Source organism: Streptomyces sp. NPDC028331, from assembly GCF_055565775.1.
The window spans coordinates 43,698-64,086 of sequence record NZ_JBVHTR010000026.1 but is presented as its reverse complement, the minus strand read 5'-3'; the positions used below and the strand labels follow the sequence as shown (position 1 = coordinate 64,086).

At 71.9% G+C, this 20,389-nt stretch carries 20 protein-coding genes and 1 pseudogene; 17 read left to right on the top strand and 4 right to left on the bottom strand.

The features are described 5' to 3' along the window. Positions 1-80 precede the first annotated feature (80 nt). Positions 81-1,244, top strand: a complete 1,164-nt coding sequence (locus ACZ4SW_RS30360; protein ID WP_468251912.1) for a cysteine desulfurase family protein — start codon at positions 81-83, stop codon at positions 1,242-1,244. Positions 1,245-1,260: 16 nt separating this feature from the next. Here ACZ4SW_RS30360 and ACZ4SW_RS30355 read toward each other — a convergent pair whose 3' ends face one another. Further along, the gene (locus tag ACZ4SW_RS30355) at positions 1,261-1,917 is read right to left on the bottom strand and encodes an N-acetylmuramoyl-L-alanine amidase (protein WP_468251910.1); all 657 of its coding nucleotides are present in this window, start codon (positions 1,915-1,917) and stop codon (positions 1,261-1,263) included. Positions 1,918-2,000: 83 nt separating this feature from the next. On the opposite strand from ACZ4SW_RS30355, the gene mnmA reads away from it, so the two are divergent. Further along, positions 2,001-3,125, top strand: coding sequence for a tRNA 2-thiouridine(34) synthase MnmA (gene mnmA / locus ACZ4SW_RS30350; RefSeq protein WP_468251909.1), 1,125 nt, complete (start codon positions 2,001-2,003; stop codon positions 3,123-3,125). 19 nt (positions 3,126-3,144) lie between these two features. On the opposite strand, the gene ACZ4SW_RS30345 is transcribed toward mnmA, so the two are convergent. Continuing rightward, positions 3,145-3,927 (bottom strand): alpha/beta fold hydrolase, encoded by a 783-nt coding sequence (locus tag ACZ4SW_RS30345; protein WP_468251907.1) that lies wholly within the window; start codon positions 3,925-3,927, stop codon positions 3,145-3,147. Between the two features lie 36 nt (positions 3,928-3,963). Next, positions 3,964-4,287: a DUF427 domain-containing protein gene (locus ACZ4SW_RS30340; protein WP_468251906.1), complete on the bottom strand. Its 324-nt coding sequence runs from the start codon at positions 4,285-4,287 to the stop codon at positions 3,964-3,966. Positions 4,288-4,338: 51 nt separating this feature from the next. Here ACZ4SW_RS30340 and ACZ4SW_RS30335 point away from each other — a divergent pair, with 51 nt between their 5' ends. From ACZ4SW_RS30335 to ACZ4SW_RS30315, 5 genes are all read left to right on the top strand, one after another. Next, a complete protein-coding gene (locus ACZ4SW_RS30335; protein ID WP_468251905.1) occupies positions 4,339-4,878 on the top strand; it encodes an LOG family protein in 540 nt (179 codons plus the stop codon). A 15-nt stretch (positions 4,879-4,893) separates the two neighbouring features. After that, positions 4,894-5,592 carry an SDR family oxidoreductase gene (locus tag ACZ4SW_RS30330; protein WP_468251903.1) on the top strand — a complete coding sequence of 233 codons (699 nt, stop codon included), beginning with the start codon at positions 4,894-4,896 and terminating at the stop codon, positions 5,590-5,592. 30 nt (positions 5,593-5,622) lie between these two features. Continuing rightward, positions 5,623-6,630 (top strand): methionine synthase, encoded by a 1,008-nt coding sequence (locus tag ACZ4SW_RS30325; RefSeq protein ID WP_468251902.1) that lies wholly within the window; start codon positions 5,623-5,625, stop codon positions 6,628-6,630. Between the two features lie 15 nt (positions 6,631-6,645). Continuing rightward, the gene (gene ligA, locus ACZ4SW_RS30320; RefSeq protein WP_468251901.1) at positions 6,646-8,841 is read left to right on the top strand and encodes an NAD-dependent DNA ligase LigA; all 2,196 of its coding nucleotides are present in this window, start codon (positions 6,646-6,648) and stop codon (positions 8,839-8,841) included. A gap of 224 nt (positions 8,842-9,065) precedes the next feature. Continuing rightward, a complete protein-coding gene (locus ACZ4SW_RS30315) occupies positions 9,066-11,399 on the top strand; it encodes a putative bifunctional diguanylate cyclase/phosphodiesterase (RefSeq protein WP_468251899.1) in 2,334 nt (777 codons plus the stop codon). 18 nt (positions 11,400-11,417) lie between these two features. Here ACZ4SW_RS30315 and ACZ4SW_RS30310 read toward each other — a convergent pair whose 3' ends face one another. Beyond that, positions 11,418-12,002 carry a TetR/AcrR family transcriptional regulator gene (locus ACZ4SW_RS30310; protein ID WP_468251898.1) on the bottom strand — a complete coding sequence of 195 codons (585 nt, stop codon included), beginning with the start codon at positions 12,000-12,002 and terminating at the stop codon, positions 11,418-11,420. 96 nt (positions 12,003-12,098) lie between these two features. Between ACZ4SW_RS30310 and ACZ4SW_RS30305 the strand changes: the two genes are divergently transcribed. The 10 genes and pseudogenes from ACZ4SW_RS30305 to ACZ4SW_RS30260 all read left to right on the top strand — a co-directional run bounded on the left by ACZ4SW_RS30305 (position 12,099) and on the right by ACZ4SW_RS30260 (position 20,366). Further along, on the top strand, positions 12,099-12,470 hold the full coding sequence (locus ACZ4SW_RS30305; RefSeq protein ID WP_468251896.1) for a DUF4267 domain-containing protein: 372 nt from the start codon (positions 12,099-12,101) through the stop codon (positions 12,468-12,470). Between the two features lie 31 nt (positions 12,471-12,501). Then, positions 12,502-12,996, top strand: a complete 495-nt coding sequence (locus ACZ4SW_RS30300) for a cupin domain-containing protein (RefSeq protein WP_468251895.1) — start codon at positions 12,502-12,504, stop codon at positions 12,994-12,996. 130 nt (positions 12,997-13,126) lie between these two features. Beyond that, complete coding sequence (gene gatC, locus ACZ4SW_RS30295) at positions 13,127-13,423, top strand: Asp-tRNA(Asn)/Glu-tRNA(Gln) amidotransferase subunit GatC (protein WP_004925108.1); 297 nt, start codon at positions 13,127-13,129, stop codon at positions 13,421-13,423. A 6-nt stretch (positions 13,424-13,429) separates the two neighbouring features. Further along, positions 13,430-14,932 carry an Asp-tRNA(Asn)/Glu-tRNA(Gln) amidotransferase subunit GatA gene (gene gatA / locus ACZ4SW_RS30290; protein WP_468251894.1) on the top strand — a complete coding sequence of 501 codons (1,503 nt, stop codon included), beginning with the start codon at positions 13,430-13,432 and terminating at the stop codon, positions 14,930-14,932. Then, the gene (locus ACZ4SW_RS30285; RefSeq protein ID WP_103838024.1) at positions 14,929-15,171 is read left to right on the top strand and encodes a hypothetical protein; all 243 of its coding nucleotides are present in this window, start codon (positions 14,929-14,931) and stop codon (positions 15,169-15,171) included. The genes gatA and ACZ4SW_RS30285 overlap by 4 nt, the downstream gene beginning before the upstream one ends. Positions 15,172-15,187: 16 nt before the next feature. After that, entirely contained in the window at positions 15,188-16,702 is a 1,515-nt protein-coding gene (gene gatB / locus ACZ4SW_RS30280; RefSeq protein WP_468251892.1) for an Asp-tRNA(Asn)/Glu-tRNA(Gln) amidotransferase subunit GatB, read from the top strand. Between the two features lie 270 nt (positions 16,703-16,972). Then, positions 16,973-19,237, top strand: a complete 2,265-nt coding sequence (locus tag ACZ4SW_RS30275; RefSeq protein WP_468251891.1) for an MMPL family transporter — start codon at positions 16,973-16,975, stop codon at positions 19,235-19,237. Positions 19,238-19,257: 20 nt separating this feature from the next. Further along, positions 19,258-19,374, top strand: a pseudogene (locus tag ACZ4SW_RS30270) (GNAT family N-acetyltransferase); the annotation flags it as partial. A gap of 83 nt (positions 19,375-19,457) precedes the next feature. Continuing rightward, positions 19,458-20,003, top strand: coding sequence for a hypothetical protein (locus ACZ4SW_RS30265; protein ID WP_468251890.1), 546 nt, complete (start codon positions 19,458-19,460; stop codon positions 20,001-20,003). A 192-nt stretch (positions 20,004-20,195) separates the two neighbouring features. Beyond that, positions 20,196-20,366, top strand: a complete 171-nt coding sequence (locus ACZ4SW_RS30260; protein WP_468251888.1) for a hypothetical protein — start codon at positions 20,196-20,198, stop codon at positions 20,364-20,366. Positions 20,367-20,389: the final 23 nt, after the last annotated feature.

Below are 20,389 nucleotides of genomic sequence, written 5' to 3'. Positions count from 1 at the left end.
CACCGCGGCGCCGGGTGAGGCGGCGCCGAGGCCCGGCGGCACCGGCCGGGAAAAGAGGGGGGCCTAGAATTGGCCGCACCATGGCATACCTCGACCACGCCGCGACCACCCCGATGCTCCCCGAGGCGGCAGAGGCGCTGACCGCGCACCTCGGCATCACCGGCAACGCCTCCTCGCTGCACGCATCGGGCCGCCGCGCGAGGCGCACCGTCGAAGAGGCCCGCGAAACCCTCGCCGAGGCCCTCGGCGCCCGCCCCAGCGAGGTCGTCTTCACCTCCGGCGGCACCGAGGCCGACAACCTCGCCGTGAAGGGCCTGTACTGGGCCCGCCGCGCCGCCGACCCGGCCCGCACCCGGGTCCTCGCGAGCCCCGTGGAACACCACGCCGTGCTGGACGCCGTCCACTGGCTCGGCGAACACGAGGGCGCCACCGTCGAGTACCTGCCCGTCGACTCCTACGGCCGTGTCCACCCCGAGGCCCTGCGCGAGGCCATCGCCCGGGACCCCCACGACGTGGCCCTCGCCACCGTGATGTGGGCCAACAACGAGATCGGCACCGTCATGCCGGTCCGCGAACTGGCCGAGACCGCGCACGAGTTCGACGTCCCGCTGCACGCGGACGCCGTCCAGGCCTTCGGCCAGGTCCCCGTCGACTTCGAGGCCTCGGGCCTCGCCGCGATGACGGTCTCCGGCCACAAGATCGGTGGCCCGTACGGCATCGGCGCGCTGGTCCTCGGCCGCCAGTACAGCCCCGTCCCGGTGCTGCACGGCGGCGGCCAGGAACGCCATGTGCGCTCCGGCACCCTGGACGTGCCCGCCATCGCCTCCTTCGCGGTCGCCGGGCGGCTCGCCGCCGAGCAGCGCGAGTGGTTCGCCCGCGAGATCGGCGCCCTGCGCGACGACCTGATCGAGGAGGTCCGCAAGGCCGTCCCGGACGCGATCCTGGGCGGCGACCCGGTGGACCGGCTCCCGGCCAACGCCCACTTCACGTTCCCCGGCTGCGAGGGCGACTCCCTGCTCCTGCTGCTGGACGCACAGGGCATCGAGTGCTCCACGGGCTCCGCCTGCACGGCGGGGGTGGCCCAGCCGAGCCATGTCCTGCTCGCCACCGGCGCCGACCCGGACCTCGCCCGCGGCACCCTGCGCTTCTCCCTGGGCCACACGTCCACGGAGGCCGACGTGGAGGCGGTCGCGAAGGCGATCGGCCCGGCGGTGGAGCGCGCGCGCACGGCGGGACTGACCTGACCGGGTCGTCCGAGCCCTACCGCGCCCGCGCCGCCCGCTCCCGCCCCACCAGCCCGATGTACCGCTCCCAGTCCCAGTGCGGCCCCGGATCCGTGTGGTCCGTCCCCGGCACCTGGGCGTGCCCGATGATGTGCTCACGGTCGACGGGTATCCCGTACCGCCCGCAGACCGCCGCCGTGAGCCGCGCCGACGCGGCGTACATCGCGTCGGTGAAGGACGAGGCCCGCTCCACGAACCCCTCGTGCTCGATGCCGACGCTGCGCTCGTTGTACTCCCGGTTGCCCGCGTGGAACGCCACGTCCAGCTCGCGGATCATCTGTGTGATGCGGCCGTCCCGGCGCACGATGTAATGCGCCGCCGCGCCGTGTCCCGGGTCCTGGAACGCCTTCACCGCGCTGCTGTAGCCGCCCTGGGTGACATGGATGATCACACGGTCTATGCCGTAGTCGTCCGGCCGGTCCGCGCGCCGCAGGTTCGCCGGCGACGCCGCCACCCACCGGGCGCCCGCGAAGTCGACCGCGCCCTCCACCCGCGGCTTCTCGACGCCGGGCAGCCGCCACCACACGTGCCCCAGCTCCCGCCGGGCCAGCACGGCCGTGCCCACGGCGGCCGCCGTGCCGCCGAGGACCAGCGCCCGCCGCCCGAGCCGCCGGTCGCCGTCCCTGTCCGCCATGTGACCCCCCTGTGATCCCCGCTGTGATCGTCAACGGATACTCGCCGACAGCGGTTCCCGCGGCCCCGTACCCTTGAAGGGCTATGACTGACACCCCGCAGCGCCCCCTCCGCGTCCTCGCCGCCATGTCCGGCGGGGTCGACTCCGCCGTCGCCGCCGCCCGCGCCGCCGAGGCGGGCCACGACGTGACCGGCGTCCACCTCGCGCTGTCCGCGAACCCGCAGTCGTTCCGCACGGGCGCCCGCGGCTGTTGCACCATCGAGGACTCGCGGGACGCCCGCCGCGCCGCGGACGTCATCGGCATCCCGTTCTACGTCTGGGACCTCGCCGACAGGTTCCGCGAGGACGTCGTCGAGGACTTCGTCGCCGAGTACGAGGCCGGGCGCACCCCGAACCCGTGCCTGCGCTGCAACGAGAAGATCAAGTTCGCTGCGCTCCTCGACAAGGCGCTGGCCCTCGGCTTCGACGCCGTCTGCACCGGCCACTACGCGAAGATCGTGACCCTGCCCGACGGCACCCGCGAGCTCCACCGGGCCTCCGACATGGCGAAGGACCAGTCCTACGTCCTCGGCGTGCTCGACGAGAGGCAGCTCGCGCACGCCATGTTCCCGCTCGGTGACACGCTCACCACCAAGGACGAGATCCGCGCGGAGGCCGAGCGCCGCGGTCTCGCGGTCGCCAAGAAGCCCGACTCGCACGACATCTGCTTCATCGCCGACGGCGACACCCAGGGCTTCCTGGCCCGCCGGCTCGGCAGGGCGGAGGGCGACATCGTCGACGAGTCCGGCGCCAGGCTGGGCACGCACGACGGCGCGTACGGCTTCACGATCGGCCAGCGCAAGGGCCTCAGGATCGGCACCCCGGCCCCGGACGGCAAACCGCGCTACGTCCTGGACATCTCCCCGGTGACGAACACGGTCACCGTCGGCCCCGCGTCCGCCCTGGACGTCTCGGCACTGACCGCCATCAAGCCCCGCTGGTGCGGAACGGCCCCCACCGGCCCCGGCACCTACACGGCCCAGCTCCGCGCCCACGGCGGCGAGACCGAGGTGACCGCCGAGCTGATCGACGGCGAACTCCGGGTCCGCTTCACCGAGCCGGTCCGCGGCGTGGCCCCCGGCCAGGCGATCGTCCTGTACGACGGCACGCGCGTGGTGGGCTCGGCGACGATCGCGTCGACGACGCGGGCGACCACGGCGGTCGCGTAGCCCTCGGCACACCGGCGGGCTACCGGTCGAAGAACTCCGCCAGCACCGGCGCGAGCACCTCGGGATCCACCATGTGGGTCTGGCCCGCCAGCGTGCGGTACGTGCCCCGGGGTGCCGCCCGGGCGATCGCCTCGGCCGCCTCGCGCAGCCACTGCGGGCCGGCGTCGCCCGCGACCGCCAGGACCGGGACCGTGATCGAGGCCAGCAGCTCCCGGGGCACCAGGCCGTCGCCCATCGCGGCGTCGTCGTAGGCGAGGGTGTGCGCGATCGCCTCCATGTCCGCCCACATGGGGGACTGGCGCGCGGTCGCGATCACCGCCTCGGCCAGTCCGGTCAGCCGCAGGAACAGCTCCACCGCGTCCCCGCGCCGGCCGTCCGCCAGCGCCTCGCCCAGGTTCCGGCTGTAGGCCGCGCGCACCTCGGCGCCGCTCGGCCCGTAGTCGGCGAACGGCACCTCGTACACGGCGACGTGACGGACCGGCAGCTCGCTCGCCGCCGCCCGGAGCGCCAGCGCGCCGCCCGACGAGACGCCGTACAGGGAGGCCTCGCCGCCCGCCGCCTCGATGAGCGCCGCCAGGTCCTCGACCTCGCGGTCCACCGCGTACGGGGCCGTGTCGCCGCTCGCGCCACGGCCCCGGCGGTCGTACACGATGACGCTGAAGCGGTCCGAGAGCCGCGCGGCCAGGGGCGCCACCGTGGCGCCCGTGGACATCGCGCCGCTCACGAGGACGACCGCCGGGCCCTTGCCGGTGCGTTCGTAGGCGATGGGGGTGCCGTCGCGCGAGATGGTCTGCTTGTCCATGCTTTCGAGACTGCCGCAGACCGCGGCGCTAATCGGTCACGACACCTCCACTTCGTAGAAGCAGAGGTGGTCCTTGATCCGGGCGACGTCCGGCTTGGGGTCCGGATACGCCCAGACGAGGTCCGGCGCGTCCGGCAGGGACCAGTACGACGCCGTGCCCTTGAAGGGGCAGACCGTGTGGGTGTCCGAGGGTGTCAGGAGGTCCATTCGGACATCCTCGACGGGGATGTAGTACCGCACGGGACAGCCGGTCTCGCGCAGTACCAGGGGGCGGTCGCTGTCCGCCAGGACCTGTCCGTCGTGCACCACGCGCACGTGCCGGTCGCCCTGCTCGATGGTGATCGTGTGTCCTTCGGCCATACCGGAAAAGCGCTCGCGGGGGCCCGGTTCTTCCCGCGTACGGTGGTCGGCATGAACATCTGCGTCTTCCTCTCCGCCGCCGACCTCTCCGAGACCTACACGCGGCCCGCCCGCGAGTTCGCCGAACTGCTCGGCAAGGGCGGGCACACCCTGGTGTGGGGCGGCTCCGACGTCGGGCTGATGAAAGTGGTCGCGGACGGGGTGCACGAGGCCGGCGGGCGGCTGGTGGGCGTCTCCGTCGAGTTCCTCTCGGACAGGGCGAGGGCGGGCGTCGACGAGATGGTGGTCGCCAAGGACCTCGCCGAGCGCAAGAAGCTGCTCCTGGAGAAGGCCGACGGTGTCGTGATCATGGTCGGCGGGACCGGGACGCTGGACGAGGCGACCGAGATCCTGGAGCTGAAGAAGCACGGGCACACGGACAAGCCGGTGGTCCTGCTGAACACGGCGGGCTTCTACGACGGCCTCAAGGAGCAGTTCCGGCGCATGGAGGACGAGGGCTTCCTGCCCAGGCCCCTCGCCGACCTGGTGTTCTTCGCGGAGGAGCCGGTGGGGGCGCTGGCGTACCTGGAGGAGTCGCTGGGGATCCAGTGACGCCGTGGTGCGAGCATGGCGGGCATGGCTACTCATGTGATCACCGGTGCGGGCTCCGGCATCGGCGCGGCCGTCGCCCGCCGCCTGCACGCGCGCGGGGACGACCTCGTGCTGCACGCGCGCGACGCGGGGCGGGCGAAGGAACTGGCGGCGGCGTTCCCCGGGGCCAGCACGCTGGTCGGCGACCTCGCGGAGCCCGACAGGCTGTCCTGGGCGTTCTCGCACCAGAGCGTTCCGGACCGGGTGGACTCCCTGCTGCACATCGCGGGCGTGGTCGACCTGGGCCGGATCGGCGAGCTGACCCCGAAGTCCTGGCACCACCAGCTCGACGTCAACCTGGTGGCGCCCGCCGAGCTGACCCGTCTCTTCCTGCCCCAGCTTCGCGCCGCACGCGGCCACGTGGTGTTCGTGAACTCGGGGGCGGGCCTGAACGCCCACGCGGAGTGGTCGGCGTACGCGGCCTCCAAGCACGGCCTGAAGGCCCTCGCGGACTCCCTGCGCGAGGAGGAGCACGCGCAGGGCGTCCGGGTCACCTCCGTCTACCCCGGCCGCACGGCGAGCCCCATGCAGGCCAAGGTCCACCAGCAGGAGGGCAAGCAGTACGACCCGTCCCGGTGGATCGACCCCGAGTCGGTGGCGACGACGGTCCTGATGTGCCTGGACCTGCCGCGGGACGCGGAGGTCAACGACGTGACGGTACGGCCGGGGCGGTGAGCGCACCGCGCGATTGCATAGGCTGCCGGGGTGAGTGAAAGCAGCCAGTTCACGTTCGGTGCCGCCACCGGCGTAGGGTCCATGCCCGGTGGGGACGCCCGGGAGGCCGCCAAGACCGTCACCGGGAGCTTCGAGGACTTTCCGTTTCTGGCCGAGCTGCCGGCGCGTGGGCCCGGCGCGGACATGATCGGGCGGACCGCCGGGATGCTCGTCGACCTGTACGCGCGCGTGGAGCCCAGCGGCTGGCGGTTCGGGGACCGGCCGGGGCGGGACACCCGGCGGGCCCGCTCCTGGCTCGGGGAGGACCTCGACGCGCTGGAGGAGTTCACCCAGGACTACGAGGGGCCGCTGAAGGTGCAGGCGGTGGGCCCGTGGACGCTTGCCGCCGCGCTGGAGCTGAAGAACGGCGAGGCCGCCCTGTCCGACCCCGGCGCCTGCCGGGACCTCGCCGGCTCGCTCGCCGAGGGCCTGCGGCTCCACCTCGACGAGGTGCGGCGCCGGATCCCGGGCGCCCGGCTCGTCCTCCAGCTCGACGAACCGTCCCTGACCGCCGTCCTGCGCGGCCGGGTGAAGACCGCGAGCGGCTACCGCACCCACCGCGCCGTCGACCGGCAGATCGTCGAGGCCACGCTGCGGGACGTGGTCGGCGTGCACACGGACGGCCCGGTCGTGGTGCACTCGTGTGCGCCGGACGTCCCCTTCGCCCTCCTGCGCCGGGCCGGTGCCGCGGCCGTCTCCTTCGACTTCTCGCTGCTCACCGAGCGTGACGACGAGGCGATCGGGGAAGCCGTGGAGGGGGGTACGCGGCTGTTCGCCGGGGTCGTGCCGTCCGCGGACGGCCCATTGTCAGACCCTGCCGGTAGCGTCATGGGTGTCAGGACGCTGTGGCGCAGGCTGGGGCTGCGTCCGGGGCTTCTCGCGGACACCGTCACGGTCACGCCGACGTGCGGGCTCGCGGGCGCCTCCCCGGACTACGCACGCAAGGCCCTCGCCCACTGCGTCCGGGCGGCGAGATCCCTCGCGGACAACCCAGAGTAACGGGAGGACAACACGGTGGCCGGCGACAAGCAAGCGGAGACGACGGTGCCCGCCGAGGCCCGGGAGCAGCACGCGCAGCTCGCCGAGCAGATCGAGGAGCACCGCTTCCGCTACTACGTGAAGGACGCTCCCGTCATCAGCGACGCGGAGTTCGACCGGCTCCTGCGCTCCCTCGAGGCGCTCGAGGAGCAGTACCCGGAGCTGCGCACGCCCGACTCGCCCACCCAGAAGGTCGCGGGGGCGTACGAGACGGAGTTCACGGCCGTCCAGCACCGCGAACGCATGCTCTCCCTGGACAACGCGTTCGACGACGAGGAACTCGCCGCCTGGGCCGATCGTGTCGCCAAGGAGGTGGGCACCTCGGCGTACCACTTCCTGTGCGAGCTGAAGGTCGACGGCCTCGCGGTCAATCTCACGTACGAGCACGGCCGCCTCACACGCGCGGCGACCCGCGGCGACGGCCGCACCGGCGAGGACATCACCCCGAACGTCCGCACGATCGCGGAGATCCCGGACCGCCTCAAGGGCGACCGCGTCCCGGATCTGGTGGAGATCCGCGGCGAGGTCTACTTCCCGATGGAGAAGTTCGAGGAGCTGAACGCCCGCCTGGTGGCGGGCGGCGACAAGCCCTTCGCCAACCCGCGCAACGCGGCGGCCGGTTCCCTGCGCCAGAAGGACCCGCGCATCACGGCCACCCGCCCGCTGCACATGGTGGTGCACGGCATCGGCGCCCTGAAGGGCTTCAAGGACGGCCTGACCCGCCTCTCCGAGGCCTACGACCTGCTGCACTCCTGGGGCCTGCCCACCGCCCGGCACAACAAGGTGGTCGACGACCTCGACGGCGTACGGCAGTTCATCGCCTACTTCGGAGAGAACCGCCACTCCGTGGAGCACGAGATCGACGGAGTCGTCGTCAAGCTCGACGAGATCCCGCTCCAGGGCCGTCTCGGCTCCACCTCGCGTGCCCCGCGCTGGGCGATCGCGTACAAGTACGCGCCGGAGGAGGTCAACACCAAGCTCATCAACATCCGCGTGGGCGTGGGCCGTACGGGCCGGGTCACTCCGTACGCGCAGGTCGAACCGGTCACGGTGGCCGGCTCGGAGGTCGAGTTCGCCACCCTGCACAACCAGGACGTGGTCAAGGCCAAGGGCGTGCTCATCGGCGACACGGTGGTGCTGCGCAAGGCCGGCGACGTCATCCCCGAGATCCTCGGCCCGGTCGTCGATCTGCGCGACGGAACCGAACGTGAGTTCGTAATGCCGTCCGAGTGCCCCGAGTGCGGGACACCGCTGCGGCCCATGAAGGAGGGCGACGTGGACCTCCGCTGCCCGAACGCGCGGACGTGCCCCGCGCAGTTGCGCGAGCGCCTGTTCTACCTCGCCGGCCGCAAGGCGCTGGACATCGAGCACTTCGGATACGTGGCCGCCGCCGCCCTGACCAAGCCGCTCGAGCCGGCCGAACCGCCGCTGAAGGACGAGGGCGACCTGTTCGACCTCACCGTCGAGGAACTGCTGCCCATCAAGGCGTACGTCCTCGACCAGGACAGCGGTCTGCCCAAGCGCGACCCGAAGACCGGTCAGGAGAAGATCGCCACGGTCTTCGCCAACCAGCAGGGCGAGCCGAAGAAGAACGCCCTCGCGATGCTGGAGAACATCGCGGCGGCCAAGCAGCGCCCGCTGGCCCGCATCCTGACGGGCCTGTCGATCCGTCATGTCGGCCCGGTGGCGGCGGAGGCGCTGGCCCGGGAGTTCCGGTCCATCGACCGTATCGACCAGGCGAGCGAAGAAGAGCTTGCGGCCACCGACGGCGTCGGCCCGATCATCGCCGCCTCCCTCAAGCAGTGGTTCGCCGAGGACTGGCACCGCGACATCCTCCGCAAGTGGAAGGCCGCGGGCGTCCGCATGGAGGAGGAGGGCTCCGGCGAGGAGGAGGGGCCGCGTCCGCTGGAGGGGCTGACGGTCGTCGTCACCGGAACGCTCGAGCAGTACACGCGGGACGGCGCGAAGGAGGCGCTGCAGAGCCGCGGCGCGAAAGTGACCGGTTCTGTCTCCAAGAAGACGTCCTTCGTCGTGGTGGGTGAGAACCCCGGGTCGAAGTACGACAAGGCGATGCAGTTGAAGGTCCCCGTGCTGGATGAGAGCGGTTTCGCCGTCCTGTTGGAACAAGGGCCCGAAGCAGCCGCGGAAGTCGCGCTGCCGACCGGGGAGTAGCGGTTGAAGGTCACCCGTTCGGCGCATACCAGATGCATACGGGTGGCCGGGTCGTATTCGGGCAACCGTCGACGACCGCTGCCCGTGAAAGCCTTCTGCGGCCTACTGTTGAGCTGTGCGCCTGCCGTGCCCGGACGCGTGGTGGGTTTTCAGACGCGGTGTCGTTGACGGTGCGTCGGGCATCGGGCCGCGTGGCGAGGGCACCGGCTGTGAGAGGGACGGGAATGGAACCGACCAAGAGCGCCGCCCCGGACTCACGGCTGCGTCTGCGCCGGGTCTCCGGTGCCTGGCGGGCGGGGCGCCGGATCGTACGGCCGTCCGGGCACGCGGTCACGGGCGGCCTGCGCGCCGTGCCACGGGCCCTGCCGGGCGCGGCCCCCGGCCCCGGCGCCGGAGCACCGGCGGGGAGCCCTCCGGGCACGACCCCGCTGCCGGCCCTGCCGCCCGGCACCGGCGCGCTCGCCGCCGGCGGTTCCTCCGGGCTGCCCGGCCAGGACGGCGAGCGGCAGATGTCGTGGCCCGCGCTGCCCGCGGCGGTCGTCGCGGCCGCCGGGTTCGTCCTCGGCGCGGGCTTCTACCGCGCGTTCGGCGAACACCACGCGCTGTTCCCCTCCGGTGCCGTCGGCTGGTCCCTGGCCGTGCTCACCGGCATCATCGTCGGCCACCTGGTCATGCTCGGCCGTTCCCGCTGGTGGGGCAGCACGGGCTCGGGCGCCGCCCTCACCCTCGCCGTCCTGCTGCTGTACGGCTGGGTGCCCGCCGGAATGGTCAGCCTCACCGTCGTCGTACTGGTCGGCATAGCCCGGCTGGACCGCTGGCGGCAGGGCATACTGCACGGCGCGGTCGACCTCCTCGGCATCGGTGCCGGCGCCCTCGTACTGGCCGCCTTCGGGCGCGTCCCGACCGTCGAGACCCCCTGGAACCCGGAGACCTGGACCCTCTACGCCGCCCCCCAGGTCGCCCTCGTCGCCACCGCCTACCTCGCGGTGACCCGGCTGCTGCTGTGGTACCTGCACGCGCCGCGCACCGGCGGGCTGCCCACCGTGGCCCGCACCGCCCTGTTCCGGCAGGGCCTCGTCGCCGTGGCGCTGCTCGGCATCGCCCCGCTGGTCTGCGTCGTCGCCGTGGCCGTGCCGGTCCTGTTGCCGCTGTTCGCCATCCCGCTCATCGCCCTCGACTCCACCCTGTGGATAGCCCGGGCCCGCGCCGAGGAGCGGCTGCGCGACCGGCTGACCGGGCTGCCCAACCGCCAGTGGCTGCTGGAGCGCACCTGGACGGCGCTCGACGACGCCGAGCGGATCGGGGCACGGGCCGCCCTGATGCTGATCGACCTCGACCGTTTCCGCTCGGTGAACGACACGCTCGGCCACCTCGCCGGCGACCGGCTGCTGCTCCAGATAGCCGAGCGGCTCCGCATGGCCCTGCCGCGCGGAGCGGAGGCCGCGCGGCTCGGGGGTGACGAGTTCGCGGTGTTACTGCCGATCGCGGACTCCACGACGTCCGCGTCACGGGCGGCCCGCAACCTGGTCGCCGCGCTCAGTTCGCCGCTCGACCTCGACGGGCTCACGCTCGTCCTGGAGGCCAGCGCCGGGGTCGCCGTCTTCCCCGACCACGCGCTGGACGCGGAGGGGCTGCTGCGGCGCGCGGACGTCGCGATGTACCAGGCGAAGCGGGACCGCACCGGGGTGGAGGTCTACGAGTCCAAGCGGGACTCGAACACACCGGACCGGCTCGGACTGCTGGGTGATCTGCGGCGCGCGCTGGACGCGCACGAAGTGCAGTTGCACTACCAGCCGAAGGTGCGGTTCGACGGCCAGGTCGCCGGGCTCGAGGCGCTCGTGCGGTGGGTGCACCCCGAGCGCGGGAAGGTGCCGCCGGACGAGTTCATCGCGATCGCGGAGTCCTCCGGTCTGATGCCGCACCTGACGGAGTACGTGCTGGAGACGGCGCTCGAACAGGTGGCGCGGTGGCGGGCGCAGGGACTCACGGTTCCGGTCGCGGTGAACGTCTCGCCGCGGGACGTCCACACGCCGGGATTCGCGGGGTCGGTCGCGGCCCGGCTGGCGCGGCACGGGGTGCCGGCGGGGGCGCTCCAGCTCGAGATCACGGAGCACGTGCTCCTGGAGGACCCCCAGCGGGCCGCGGACACGCTGGCGGGGCTGGCCGGGCACGGCGTGAAGATGTCCCTGGACGACTTCGGCACCGGCTACTCCTCGCTCGTGCACCTGCGGCGGCTGCCGGTGAGCGAGCTGAAGATCGACCGGTCGTTCGTGGCGCGGCTCGCGGTGGACGCGGAGGACGCCGAGATCGTGCGCTGCACGGTGGACCTCGCGCATTCGCTGGGCCTGCTCGTCGTCGCCGAGGGCGTGGAGGACGACGAGACCTGGGAGCGGCTGCGGGACCTGGGCTGCGACGCGGTGCAGGGGTGGCTGGTCGCGGCGGCGATGCCGGCGGAGGAGACGACGGCGTGGCTGCGGGCCCGGGGAGTGCGGGGGTGGCAGCGCCCCAGGGCCGCGCTGCCCGCGGCGACCGCGGACGACCCGGGGCGGCTCGGCTAGCGCATTCCCCCTGCGTGATCAGCTCGTTCCCGCCGCGAAGTGCCCGATCAGCAGGGCGAGCCGGCGGTCATGGGCGTCGGCCGGCAGGCGTCCGCTGCGCATCAGCGTGACCAGCCCGTGCAGCGCGGCCCAGTAGGTCTCCGTGAGCAGACCCGGGTCCTCCCCCTCCCGGGCGATGGGCGCCACGGCCCGGAGCAGTTCACCGAACGCCTCGTGCAGGGCGGCGGGCGCCTCGGGCGTGGCGAACGGCAGGTCCACGGGGTGGGTGAAGATCGCGTCGTACAGCGCGGGCCGCCGCCGCGCGAAGGCGGTGTACGCCTCGCCGACCGCCGCCAGCGCCCCGCGCGTGCCGTCGGCCGCCGTGCGGGCCGCCCGCAACTCGCCGGCCAACTCGGCGCACCCCTGCACCGCGACCGCCGCCATGATGGCGTCCTTGCCCTTGAAGTGGCTGTACAGGACGGGCTGGCTGTACTCGATCTCGGCGGCGAGCCGCCGGGTGGTGACGGCGTCCCAGCCCTCGGCCTCCGCCAGTTCCCGCGCGGCCGTCACGATCAGCCGCTCGCGTTCCGCTCGCTCGCGCTCCCGGCGCGTCTGGATCGTCATGCTCGAAAGACTAGCGGCGCTAGCCAATCTGTCGATGCTCTGATAGCGTCGCTCTTGTCGCTAGCATCGCTAGTCCACTCGATGGGGAGAAGAGACATGACCGTCACCGCGTACACCCTGGCCGTCCTGCTCGACCTGTTCTGCCTGTTCCTCGGCTACCGCTTCTGGTTCCAGCCCGCGTCCGCCGCGGCGGGCTACGGCGTCCCGGCCGACCCCCGTGGCGAAGCCGGCGCCTATCTGTCGATCAAGGGCCTCAGGGACGGCGCCCTCGGACTGGTGGGTCTCGCGCTGCTGGCCTTCGCCGGTGCTCGGGCCGAGGCCTGGTTCATGGTCTGCGTGGCACTCGTCCCGCTCGTGGACACGCTGATAGTCCTGCGTCACGGCGGCGCGAGGGCCGTGGCCTTCGGGATCCACTTCGCCACCGCGGTCGTTGTCCTCATCAGTGCCGGCCTGCTCTTCGCCGTCTGATCACGCCGATACCGACACCAGGGGGTCACACATGTCGCTGTTCGTACCGAAGTTCGAGGAGTCCGTAATCGTTCGCGAGGCCGAGGCCGAAGTCGTCGGTCGCGCGCCCACCACCATCCGTCTGCTCGCCGACAGCAGCGCGACCGGAGGTGCCCTGTCCACCCAGCGCGTCACCCTCAAGGGCGGCGCCGACGGTGCCAAGCCGCACTGGCACGACAACTCCGCAGAGATGTTCTTCCTGCTCGACGGCGCCGCCGACATCCTCTCCGGGGAGGACGTCGTCACCGCCGGACCCGGCGACCTCGTCATCGTCCCGCCCGGCAAGCCGCACGCCTTCGCGGCCGTACCCGGCGCGGACGCCGACCTGCTCATCGTCATCACGCCGGGCGTCGAACGCTTCGAGTACTTCCGCCACCTCCAGCGCATCGCGCTCGGCGAGGCCACCCCGGAGAGCCTGCTGGAGGTACAGGACCTCTACGACAACCACTTCCTGCGCAGCGACGCCTGGGAAGGGCGCCGAAGCTGAAGGGCGGGCGCCCTTCCCGGACGCGACGAGGCCGGGGCGGGGGCGGGCCCGGCAAACCGTTTCACGGCGAGTGGCCCCCGCCCCATAGGATTGGGCCAAAGCACACACACTCACCCCAGAGGATCGCTGCATGCCTGGCATCACGCGCGAGGAGGTCGCCCACCTCGCCCGGCTGGCGCGTCTGGAGCTGAAGCCCGAAGAGCTCGACCACTTCGCAGGCCAGCTCGACGACATCATCGGCGCGGTCGCCCGCGTCAGCGAGGTCGCCGACCAAGACGTACCGCCGACCTCTCACCCGCTGCCGCTGACGAATGTCATGCGCCCGGACGAGGTCCGTCCGTCGCTCACCCCCGAGCAGGCGCTGTCCGGCGCCCCGGCCCAGGAGCAGCAGCGTTTCAAGGTGCCGCAGATCCTGGGGGAGGAGTAGCCCGCCATGACGGACAAGAACAGCATCATCCGGCTCACCGCCGCCGAGACCGCGGCGAAGATCGCCTCCGGCGAGCTGACCGCGGTCGAGGTCACCGAGGCCCACCTCGCCCGGATCGAGGCCGTCGACGAGAAGGTGCACGCCTTCCTGCACGTCGACCGCGAGGGCGCGCTCGCCCAGGCCCGTGCCGTCGACGAGAAGCGGGAGCGCGGCGAGACGCTCGGCCCGCTCGCCGGTGTGCCCCTCGCGCTGAAGGACATCTTCACCACCGAGGGCATCCCGACGACCGTCGGCTCCAAGATCCTCGAGGGCTGGATCCCGCCGTACGACGCCACCCTCACCAAGAAGCTGAAGGCAGCCGACGTCGTCATCCTCGGCAAGACCAACATGGACGAGTTCGCCATGGGGTCGTCGACGGAGAACAGCGCGTTCGGGCCGACCGGCAACCCGTGGGACCTCACCCGCATCCCCGGCGGTTCCGGCGGCGGGTCGAGCGCCGCGCTCGCCTCCTTCCAGGCGCCCCTGGCCATCGGCACCGACACCGGCGGCTCCATCCGCCAGCCCGCGGCCGTCACCGGCACGGTCGGCGTCAAGCCGACGTACGGCGGCGTCTCCCGCTACGGCATGGTCGCCTTCTCCAGCTCCCTCGACCAGGGCGGCCCCTGCGCCCGCACGGTCCTGGACGCGGCCCTGCTGCACGAGGTCATCGCCGGGCACGACCCGCTGGACTCCACCTCCATCGACGCCCCGGTGCCGCCGGTCGTCGAGGCCGCCCGCAGCGGCTCCGTGGAGGGCATGCGCGTCGGTGTCGTCAAGCAGTTCCGCGGCGAGGGCTACCAGGCGGGCGTCCTGCAGCGCTTCGACGAGTCGGTCGCGCTCCTGAAGGAGCTCGGCGCCGAGATCGTCGAGCTGGACTGCCCGTCCTTCGACCTGGCGCTGGCCGCGTACTACCTGATCGCGCCGAGCGAGTGCTCCAGCAACCTCGCCCGCTTCGACGGCCTGCGTTACGGTCTGCGCTCCGGCGACGACGGCGCGCACTCCGCCGAGGAGGTCACCTCGCTGACCCGCGCGGAGGGCTTCGGCCCCGAGGTCAAGCGCCGCATCATGCTCGGCACCTACGCGCTGTCGAGCGGCTACTACGACGCGTACTACGGCTCCGCCCAGAAGGTCCGCACGCTCATCACCCGCGACTTCGAGAAGTCGTTCGAGAAGGTGGATGTGATCGTGTCGCCCACGACGCCCACCACGGCCTTCCCGATCGGCGAGCGCGCCGACGACCCGATGGCCATGTACCTGGCGGACCTGTGCACCATCCCGGTCAACCTGGCCGGCAACGCCGCCATGTCGCTGCCCTGCGGCCTCGCACCCGAGGACAACCTCCCCGTCGGCCTGCAGATCATCGCCCCGGCGATGAAGGACGACCGGCTGTACAAGGTCGGCGCCGCCGTCGAGGCCGCCTTCGTGGAAAAGTGGGGGCACCCGCTTCTCGAGGAGGCTCCGTCGCTGTGAGTAAGGCACTGTCCAAGGCCAAGGGCTTCAAGAAGTCCAAGTCCGGTACGTACCTGTCCATGGCCACCACCGCGTTCGGCGCGATCAGTGTCGCGAAGCAGGTCAAGAAGGCCCGCCTCGAACACGACACGCTGCGCCTGATCGACGCCGCCGTGTCCGCCGCCGCCATCGTCACCGGTCTCGCCCTGCTCGTGCGGGAGCTGAAGCGCCTGGGCGACGACGACGTCCTGCTGGGCTGAGAGGGAAAGTTTCACCGTGACCACCATGACCGACCTGGTGTCGTACGAGGACGCGCTGGCGTCGTACGACCCCGTCATGGGCCTCGAGGTCCATGTCGAACTCGGCACCAGGACCAAGATGTTCTGCGGCTGCTCCACGGCGCTCGGCGCCGAGCCCAACTCGCAGACCTGCCCGACCTGCCTCGGCCTGCCAGGCTCCCTCCCGGTCGTCAACGCGACCGGGGTGGAGTCCGCGATCCGGATCGGTCTCGCGCTGAACTGCGAGATCGCCGAGTGGTGCCGCTTCGCCCGGAAGAACTACTTCTATCCGGACATGCCGAAGAACTTCCAGACCTCCCAGTACGACGAGCCGATCGCCTTCAACGGCTACCTCGACGTGCAGCTCGAGGACGGCACCACCTTCCGCGTGGAGATCGAGCGCGCCCACATGGAGGAGGACACCGGCAAGTCGACGCACGTCGGCGGCGCCACCGGCCGTATCCACGGCGCCCAGCACTCGCTGCTGGACTACAACCGTGCCGGCATCCCGCTGATCGAGATCGTCACCAAGCCGATCGTCGGCGCCGGGGAGCGCGCCCCCGAGGTGGCGAAGGCGTACGTCCGTGAGCTGCGCGAGCTCATCCGGGCGCTCGGCGTCTCCGAGGCCCGGATGGAGATGGGCCAGATGCGCTGTGATGTGAACCTGTCGCTGATGCCGAAGGGCGCCGAGAAGTTCGGCACCCGCAGCGAGACCAAGAACGTCAACTCGCTGCGCTCGGTCGAGCGTGCCTGCCGCTACGAGATCCAGCGCCACGCCGCCGTCCTCGACAGCGGCGGCACGGTGATCCAGGAGACCCGCCACTTCCACGAGGACACCGGCACCACCACCTCGGGCCGCACCAAGGAGGAGGCCGAGGACTACCGGTACTTCCCCGAGCCGGACCTGGTGCCGGTCGCGCCCCCGCGCGAGTGGGTCGAGGAGCTGCGCGCCTCGCTGCCCGAGCTGCCGCTGGTGCGCCGCAACCGGCTGCGCGAGGAGTGGGGCGTCTCCGCGACCGACATGCAGGCGATCCTCAACGCCGGTGCCCTGGACCTGATCGTCGCCACCATCGACGCGGGGGCCGACGCGGCCGCCGCGCGCAAGTGGTGGATGGGCGAACTGGCCCGCAACGCCAACGAGTCGGGCAAGGCCCTCGACGAGCTGCCCATCACGCCGGAGCAGGTCGCGCGCGTGACCAAGCTGGTGGAGTCGGGCGACCTGAACGACAAGCTGGCCCGCCAGGTCATCGAGGGCGTCCTCGCGGGCGAGGGCACCCCGGACGAGGTCGTCGACAAGCGCGGTCTGAAGGTCGTCTCCGACGAGGGCGCGCTGACCGCCGCCGTCGACGAGGCCATCGCCGGCAACCCGGCCATCGCGGACAAGATCCGCGGCGGCAAGGTGGCCGCGGCCGGCGCCCTGGTCGGCGCCGTCATGAAGGCCACCCGCGGCCAGGCCGACGCCGCCCGCGTCAAGGAGCTGATCCTTCAGAAGCTCGGCGTCAGCGAGGGCTGACCGGCTTCGCGGAACGGTCCCCTGGGGCAGTACACCGAACCTGGTGTACTGCCCCTTCTTCGCTTACAAAAACCTTATGAGGCGACAGAGTTGCTGGGATTGTCCTGTGACTTAGGTCCCACTCCTGTGAGGAAACCCACGAAAGCGACAAAGGATCTTCATGGGCTGCGAAAGTGTTGTGGATTGCTCATGTGTTCTTTGCGGGCTGTTCAGTTCCATTAGCGGCTGTCCCCGGGCAAAGATCCACGAAATACCCCAGGGAGCACGTCCGTGGCAGCCCTTGCACGTTGGTGTGTCCGCCACCGCCTTCTCACGGTCCTGCTGTGGCTGATCGCCTTCGCCGGCGTCACCTCCGCGGCAGCCGTCGCGGGCTCCGCGTACTCGAACAACTACGGCGCCCCCGGCACCGAGTCCGACCGCGCCTACCGACTGATCCAGAAGAGTTTCCCGCACCTCAGCGGCGACAGCGACACCGTCGTCTGGCACACCTCCACCGGCGGCGTGCGCGACACCGACGTCGAGCAGACGATGACCCGCACCCTGGACCGCATCGCGGACCTGCCCGGCGTGGCCTCCGTCACCAACCCCTACGAAGGGGACCGCGGCGACGCGATCAGCCGCGACGGCCACACCGCGTACGCCACGGTCACCTTCGCCCACGAGGCCCAGGACATCAAGAAGGGCCAGGCCCAGGCCGTCGTCAGCGCCGCCAAGGCCGCCCAGACCCGTGGGCTCGAGGTGGAACTCGGCGGCAGCGCCGTCTCGCTCACCGAGGCGCAGGGCGGGCACCTCGCCGAGGCCATCGGCGTGGCCGTCGCCGCCGTGGTCCTCTTCCTCGCCTTCGGCTCCCTCGCCGCCTCCCTGCTGCCCATCGCGACCGCGCTGATCGGTGTGGGCACCGCCTACTTCGGCATCGGCCTGCTCGGGCACGCGATGACCGTCGCCGACTTCGCGCCCATGCTCGGCCTGCTGATCGGGCTCGGCGTCGGCATCGACTACGCGCTGTTCATCGTGACCAGGCACCGCCGCAGCCTCAAGCGCGGCGTCCCGGTGGCCGAGGCCGCCGTGAACGCCGTCGCCACCACCGGACGGGCCGTCGTCTTCGCGGGCGCCACCGTGTGCATCGCGCTGCTCGGCATGCTGATCCTGCGGCTCGGCTTCCTCAACGGCGTCGCGGTCGCCGCCTGCCTGACCGTGCTGCTCACCGTCGCGGCCTCGGTGACCCTGCTGCCCGCGCTGCTGTCGTTCATCGGCCCGCGCGCCCTGAGCAGGCGCGAGCGGCGCAAGCTCTACGAGCACGGGCCCGAACCCGAGATGCCGACCGGGCTGTCCGCCCGTTGGTCCGCGTTCGTCGAACGCCACCCCAAGAAGCTGGGCGCCGTCGCCCTCGCCGTCATGGCCCTGCTCGCGCTGCCCACGCTCTCCCTTCACCTGGGCACCTCCGACCAGGGCAACGACCCGAAGTCGTCGACCACCCGGCAGGCCTACGACCTGATCGCCGAGGGCTTCGGCCCCGGCGTCAACGGCCCGCTCACCCTGGTCGGCAAGGTCGGCGGCGCCGAGGACAAGCTCGCCCTCGACAACCTCGACTCCACGCTCGCCGCCACCCGGGGCGTCGCCGCCGTGACGCCGGTGACGTACGACAGCAGCGGCACCACGGCGTACCTCACCGTCGTACCGGACTCCGCCCCGCAGTCCCAGCAGACCAGCGACCTGGTCAAACGGCTGCGCTCCGACGTGCTGCCGCGCGCCGAGCGGGGCACCACGCTGGACCTGTACGTGGGTGGGGTGACGGCCGGCTACGACGACTTCGCGAGCGTGATCGTCGGCAAGCTGCCCCTGTTCGTGAGCGTGGTGATCGGCCTGGGCTGCGTGCTGCTCCTGCTGGCCTTCCGGTCCTTCGGTATCCCGCTGAAGGCCGCCGCGATGAACCTCGCCGCCGTCGCCGCCGCCTTCGGAGTGGTCGTCGCGATCTTCCAGTGGGGCTGGGGGAGCGATTTGCTGGGCCTCGGCAGCGCCGGGCCGATCGAGCCCTTCCTCCCGGTGATCATGGTCTCGGTGCTGTTCGGGCTCTCCATGGACTACCAGGTGTTCCTGGTCAGCCGCATGTACGAGGAATGGCTGGAGACCGGTGACAACCGCCGTGCCGTGCGCATCGGGCTCGCCGAGACCGGCCGGGTGATCAACTCGGCCGCCGTCATCATGATCTCCGTCTTCCTGTCCTTCGTGCTCGACGGTGACCGGGTGATCGCGATGTTCGGCATCGCGCTCGCCTCCGCCGTCGCCCTGGACGCCTTCGTCCTGCGCACCCTTCTCGTCCCCGCCCTGATGCACCTCCTCGGCGCCGCCAACTGGTGGCTTCCCTCCTGGCTGGAGCGCAGGCTGCCGCGGATCAGCATCGAACCGCCGGAGTGCCGTGCGGTGATTCCGGGGCGGCGTCCCGAAGAGGACGCCCTGGTCGACGTACTGCTGAAGGAGCAGGAGCAGGAGCAGGAGCAGGGGCGGGAGAAGGATGTACGCGACATCCCCGGGTGACGACCGAGCCGAACCGCGACTGCCGGCTGGAGACCGCGGGGGCCGGGCGGGGGCTGGTCACGCGCGGGGCGCGGGTGCTCGTCGACCGGGCGTTTGACGAGCGCGGCATGCACCGTGTGGAGTGGTACGCGTCGTCCGGCACGCACGCGTGCCGACGGCGACGATCAGTCGTAGACGATCATTAAGAGACCTCTCAGACAGCGTCCGTACGGTGCGAGGCATGGGAACCAAGACAGTGGACGAGGCCGGGGCCGTGAGCGGCGTCGAGGCGACGAACGACGAGGAGAAGGCGGAGGTCACCCAGGCCGACGAGGCGGCGGAGGCCGCCGAGGCCACTGAGGCGGCGGAGGCGACGGCCGAGGCGGAGGGTCCCTCCGGGGTCGGCCAGGGCGCCGGGGCCGTGGTGTCGGCCGCGCTCGGCCTGGTCTCGCTCAGCGGGAGCTGGCTCGGCACCGTGGCCGGGGCGCGCCAGCAACTGGTCGGCCAGTTGCGGACCTCGTCCCAGGCGAGCGTCGCCAAGCAGATCAAGGCGGTCTACGGCGACGCCTGGCACGCCACCGCGCTGTGGGCGGGCCTGTTCGCGCTGGCCGCGCTGATCGTGGGCGTCGTGGTGCTGGCCCGGCCGGCGTTCGGGGTGCCCGGAAAGCCGCAGCCCGCGTGGCTGAAGTCGGTCGCGTGGGGCGGTGTCGCCCTGGGTGTCGTCGGCCTGCTCCTGGCCGTGCTGAAGTACACGGACGTCCTGCTCGGCCTGCCCTCCGCAGGCTGAGGACCGCATCTTCCGAGGGGCCTTAGACGTCTCCGGCATGCTCGCCGGGGCTCTAAGGCCCTTCTTCGCATCTAAGGCCCCCGAGGCCAAGGAAGATGCGGAACTTTCCCGATGCGCGTGAGGCCCCTCGGAAACGAAGGTTGAGGCACCGCAGCAAGCGAAGCGGCACCACAACCACCGAGGGGGACGCGCATGTTCGCGTACGAGCTCTACAAGATCCGTTCCGCCGAGCTGATCCGCGAGGCCGACAACCACCGCCTCGCCCGTGCGGCCCGGCGCCGCCGTCAGGAGTCCGACGCCGCCCGCCAGGCCCGGTCCCATAGTTCCGGCCGGGGCCGGACCGGGTTCGCCCGCGCGGCGTGAACGCGGAACCACGGGAGTACGGC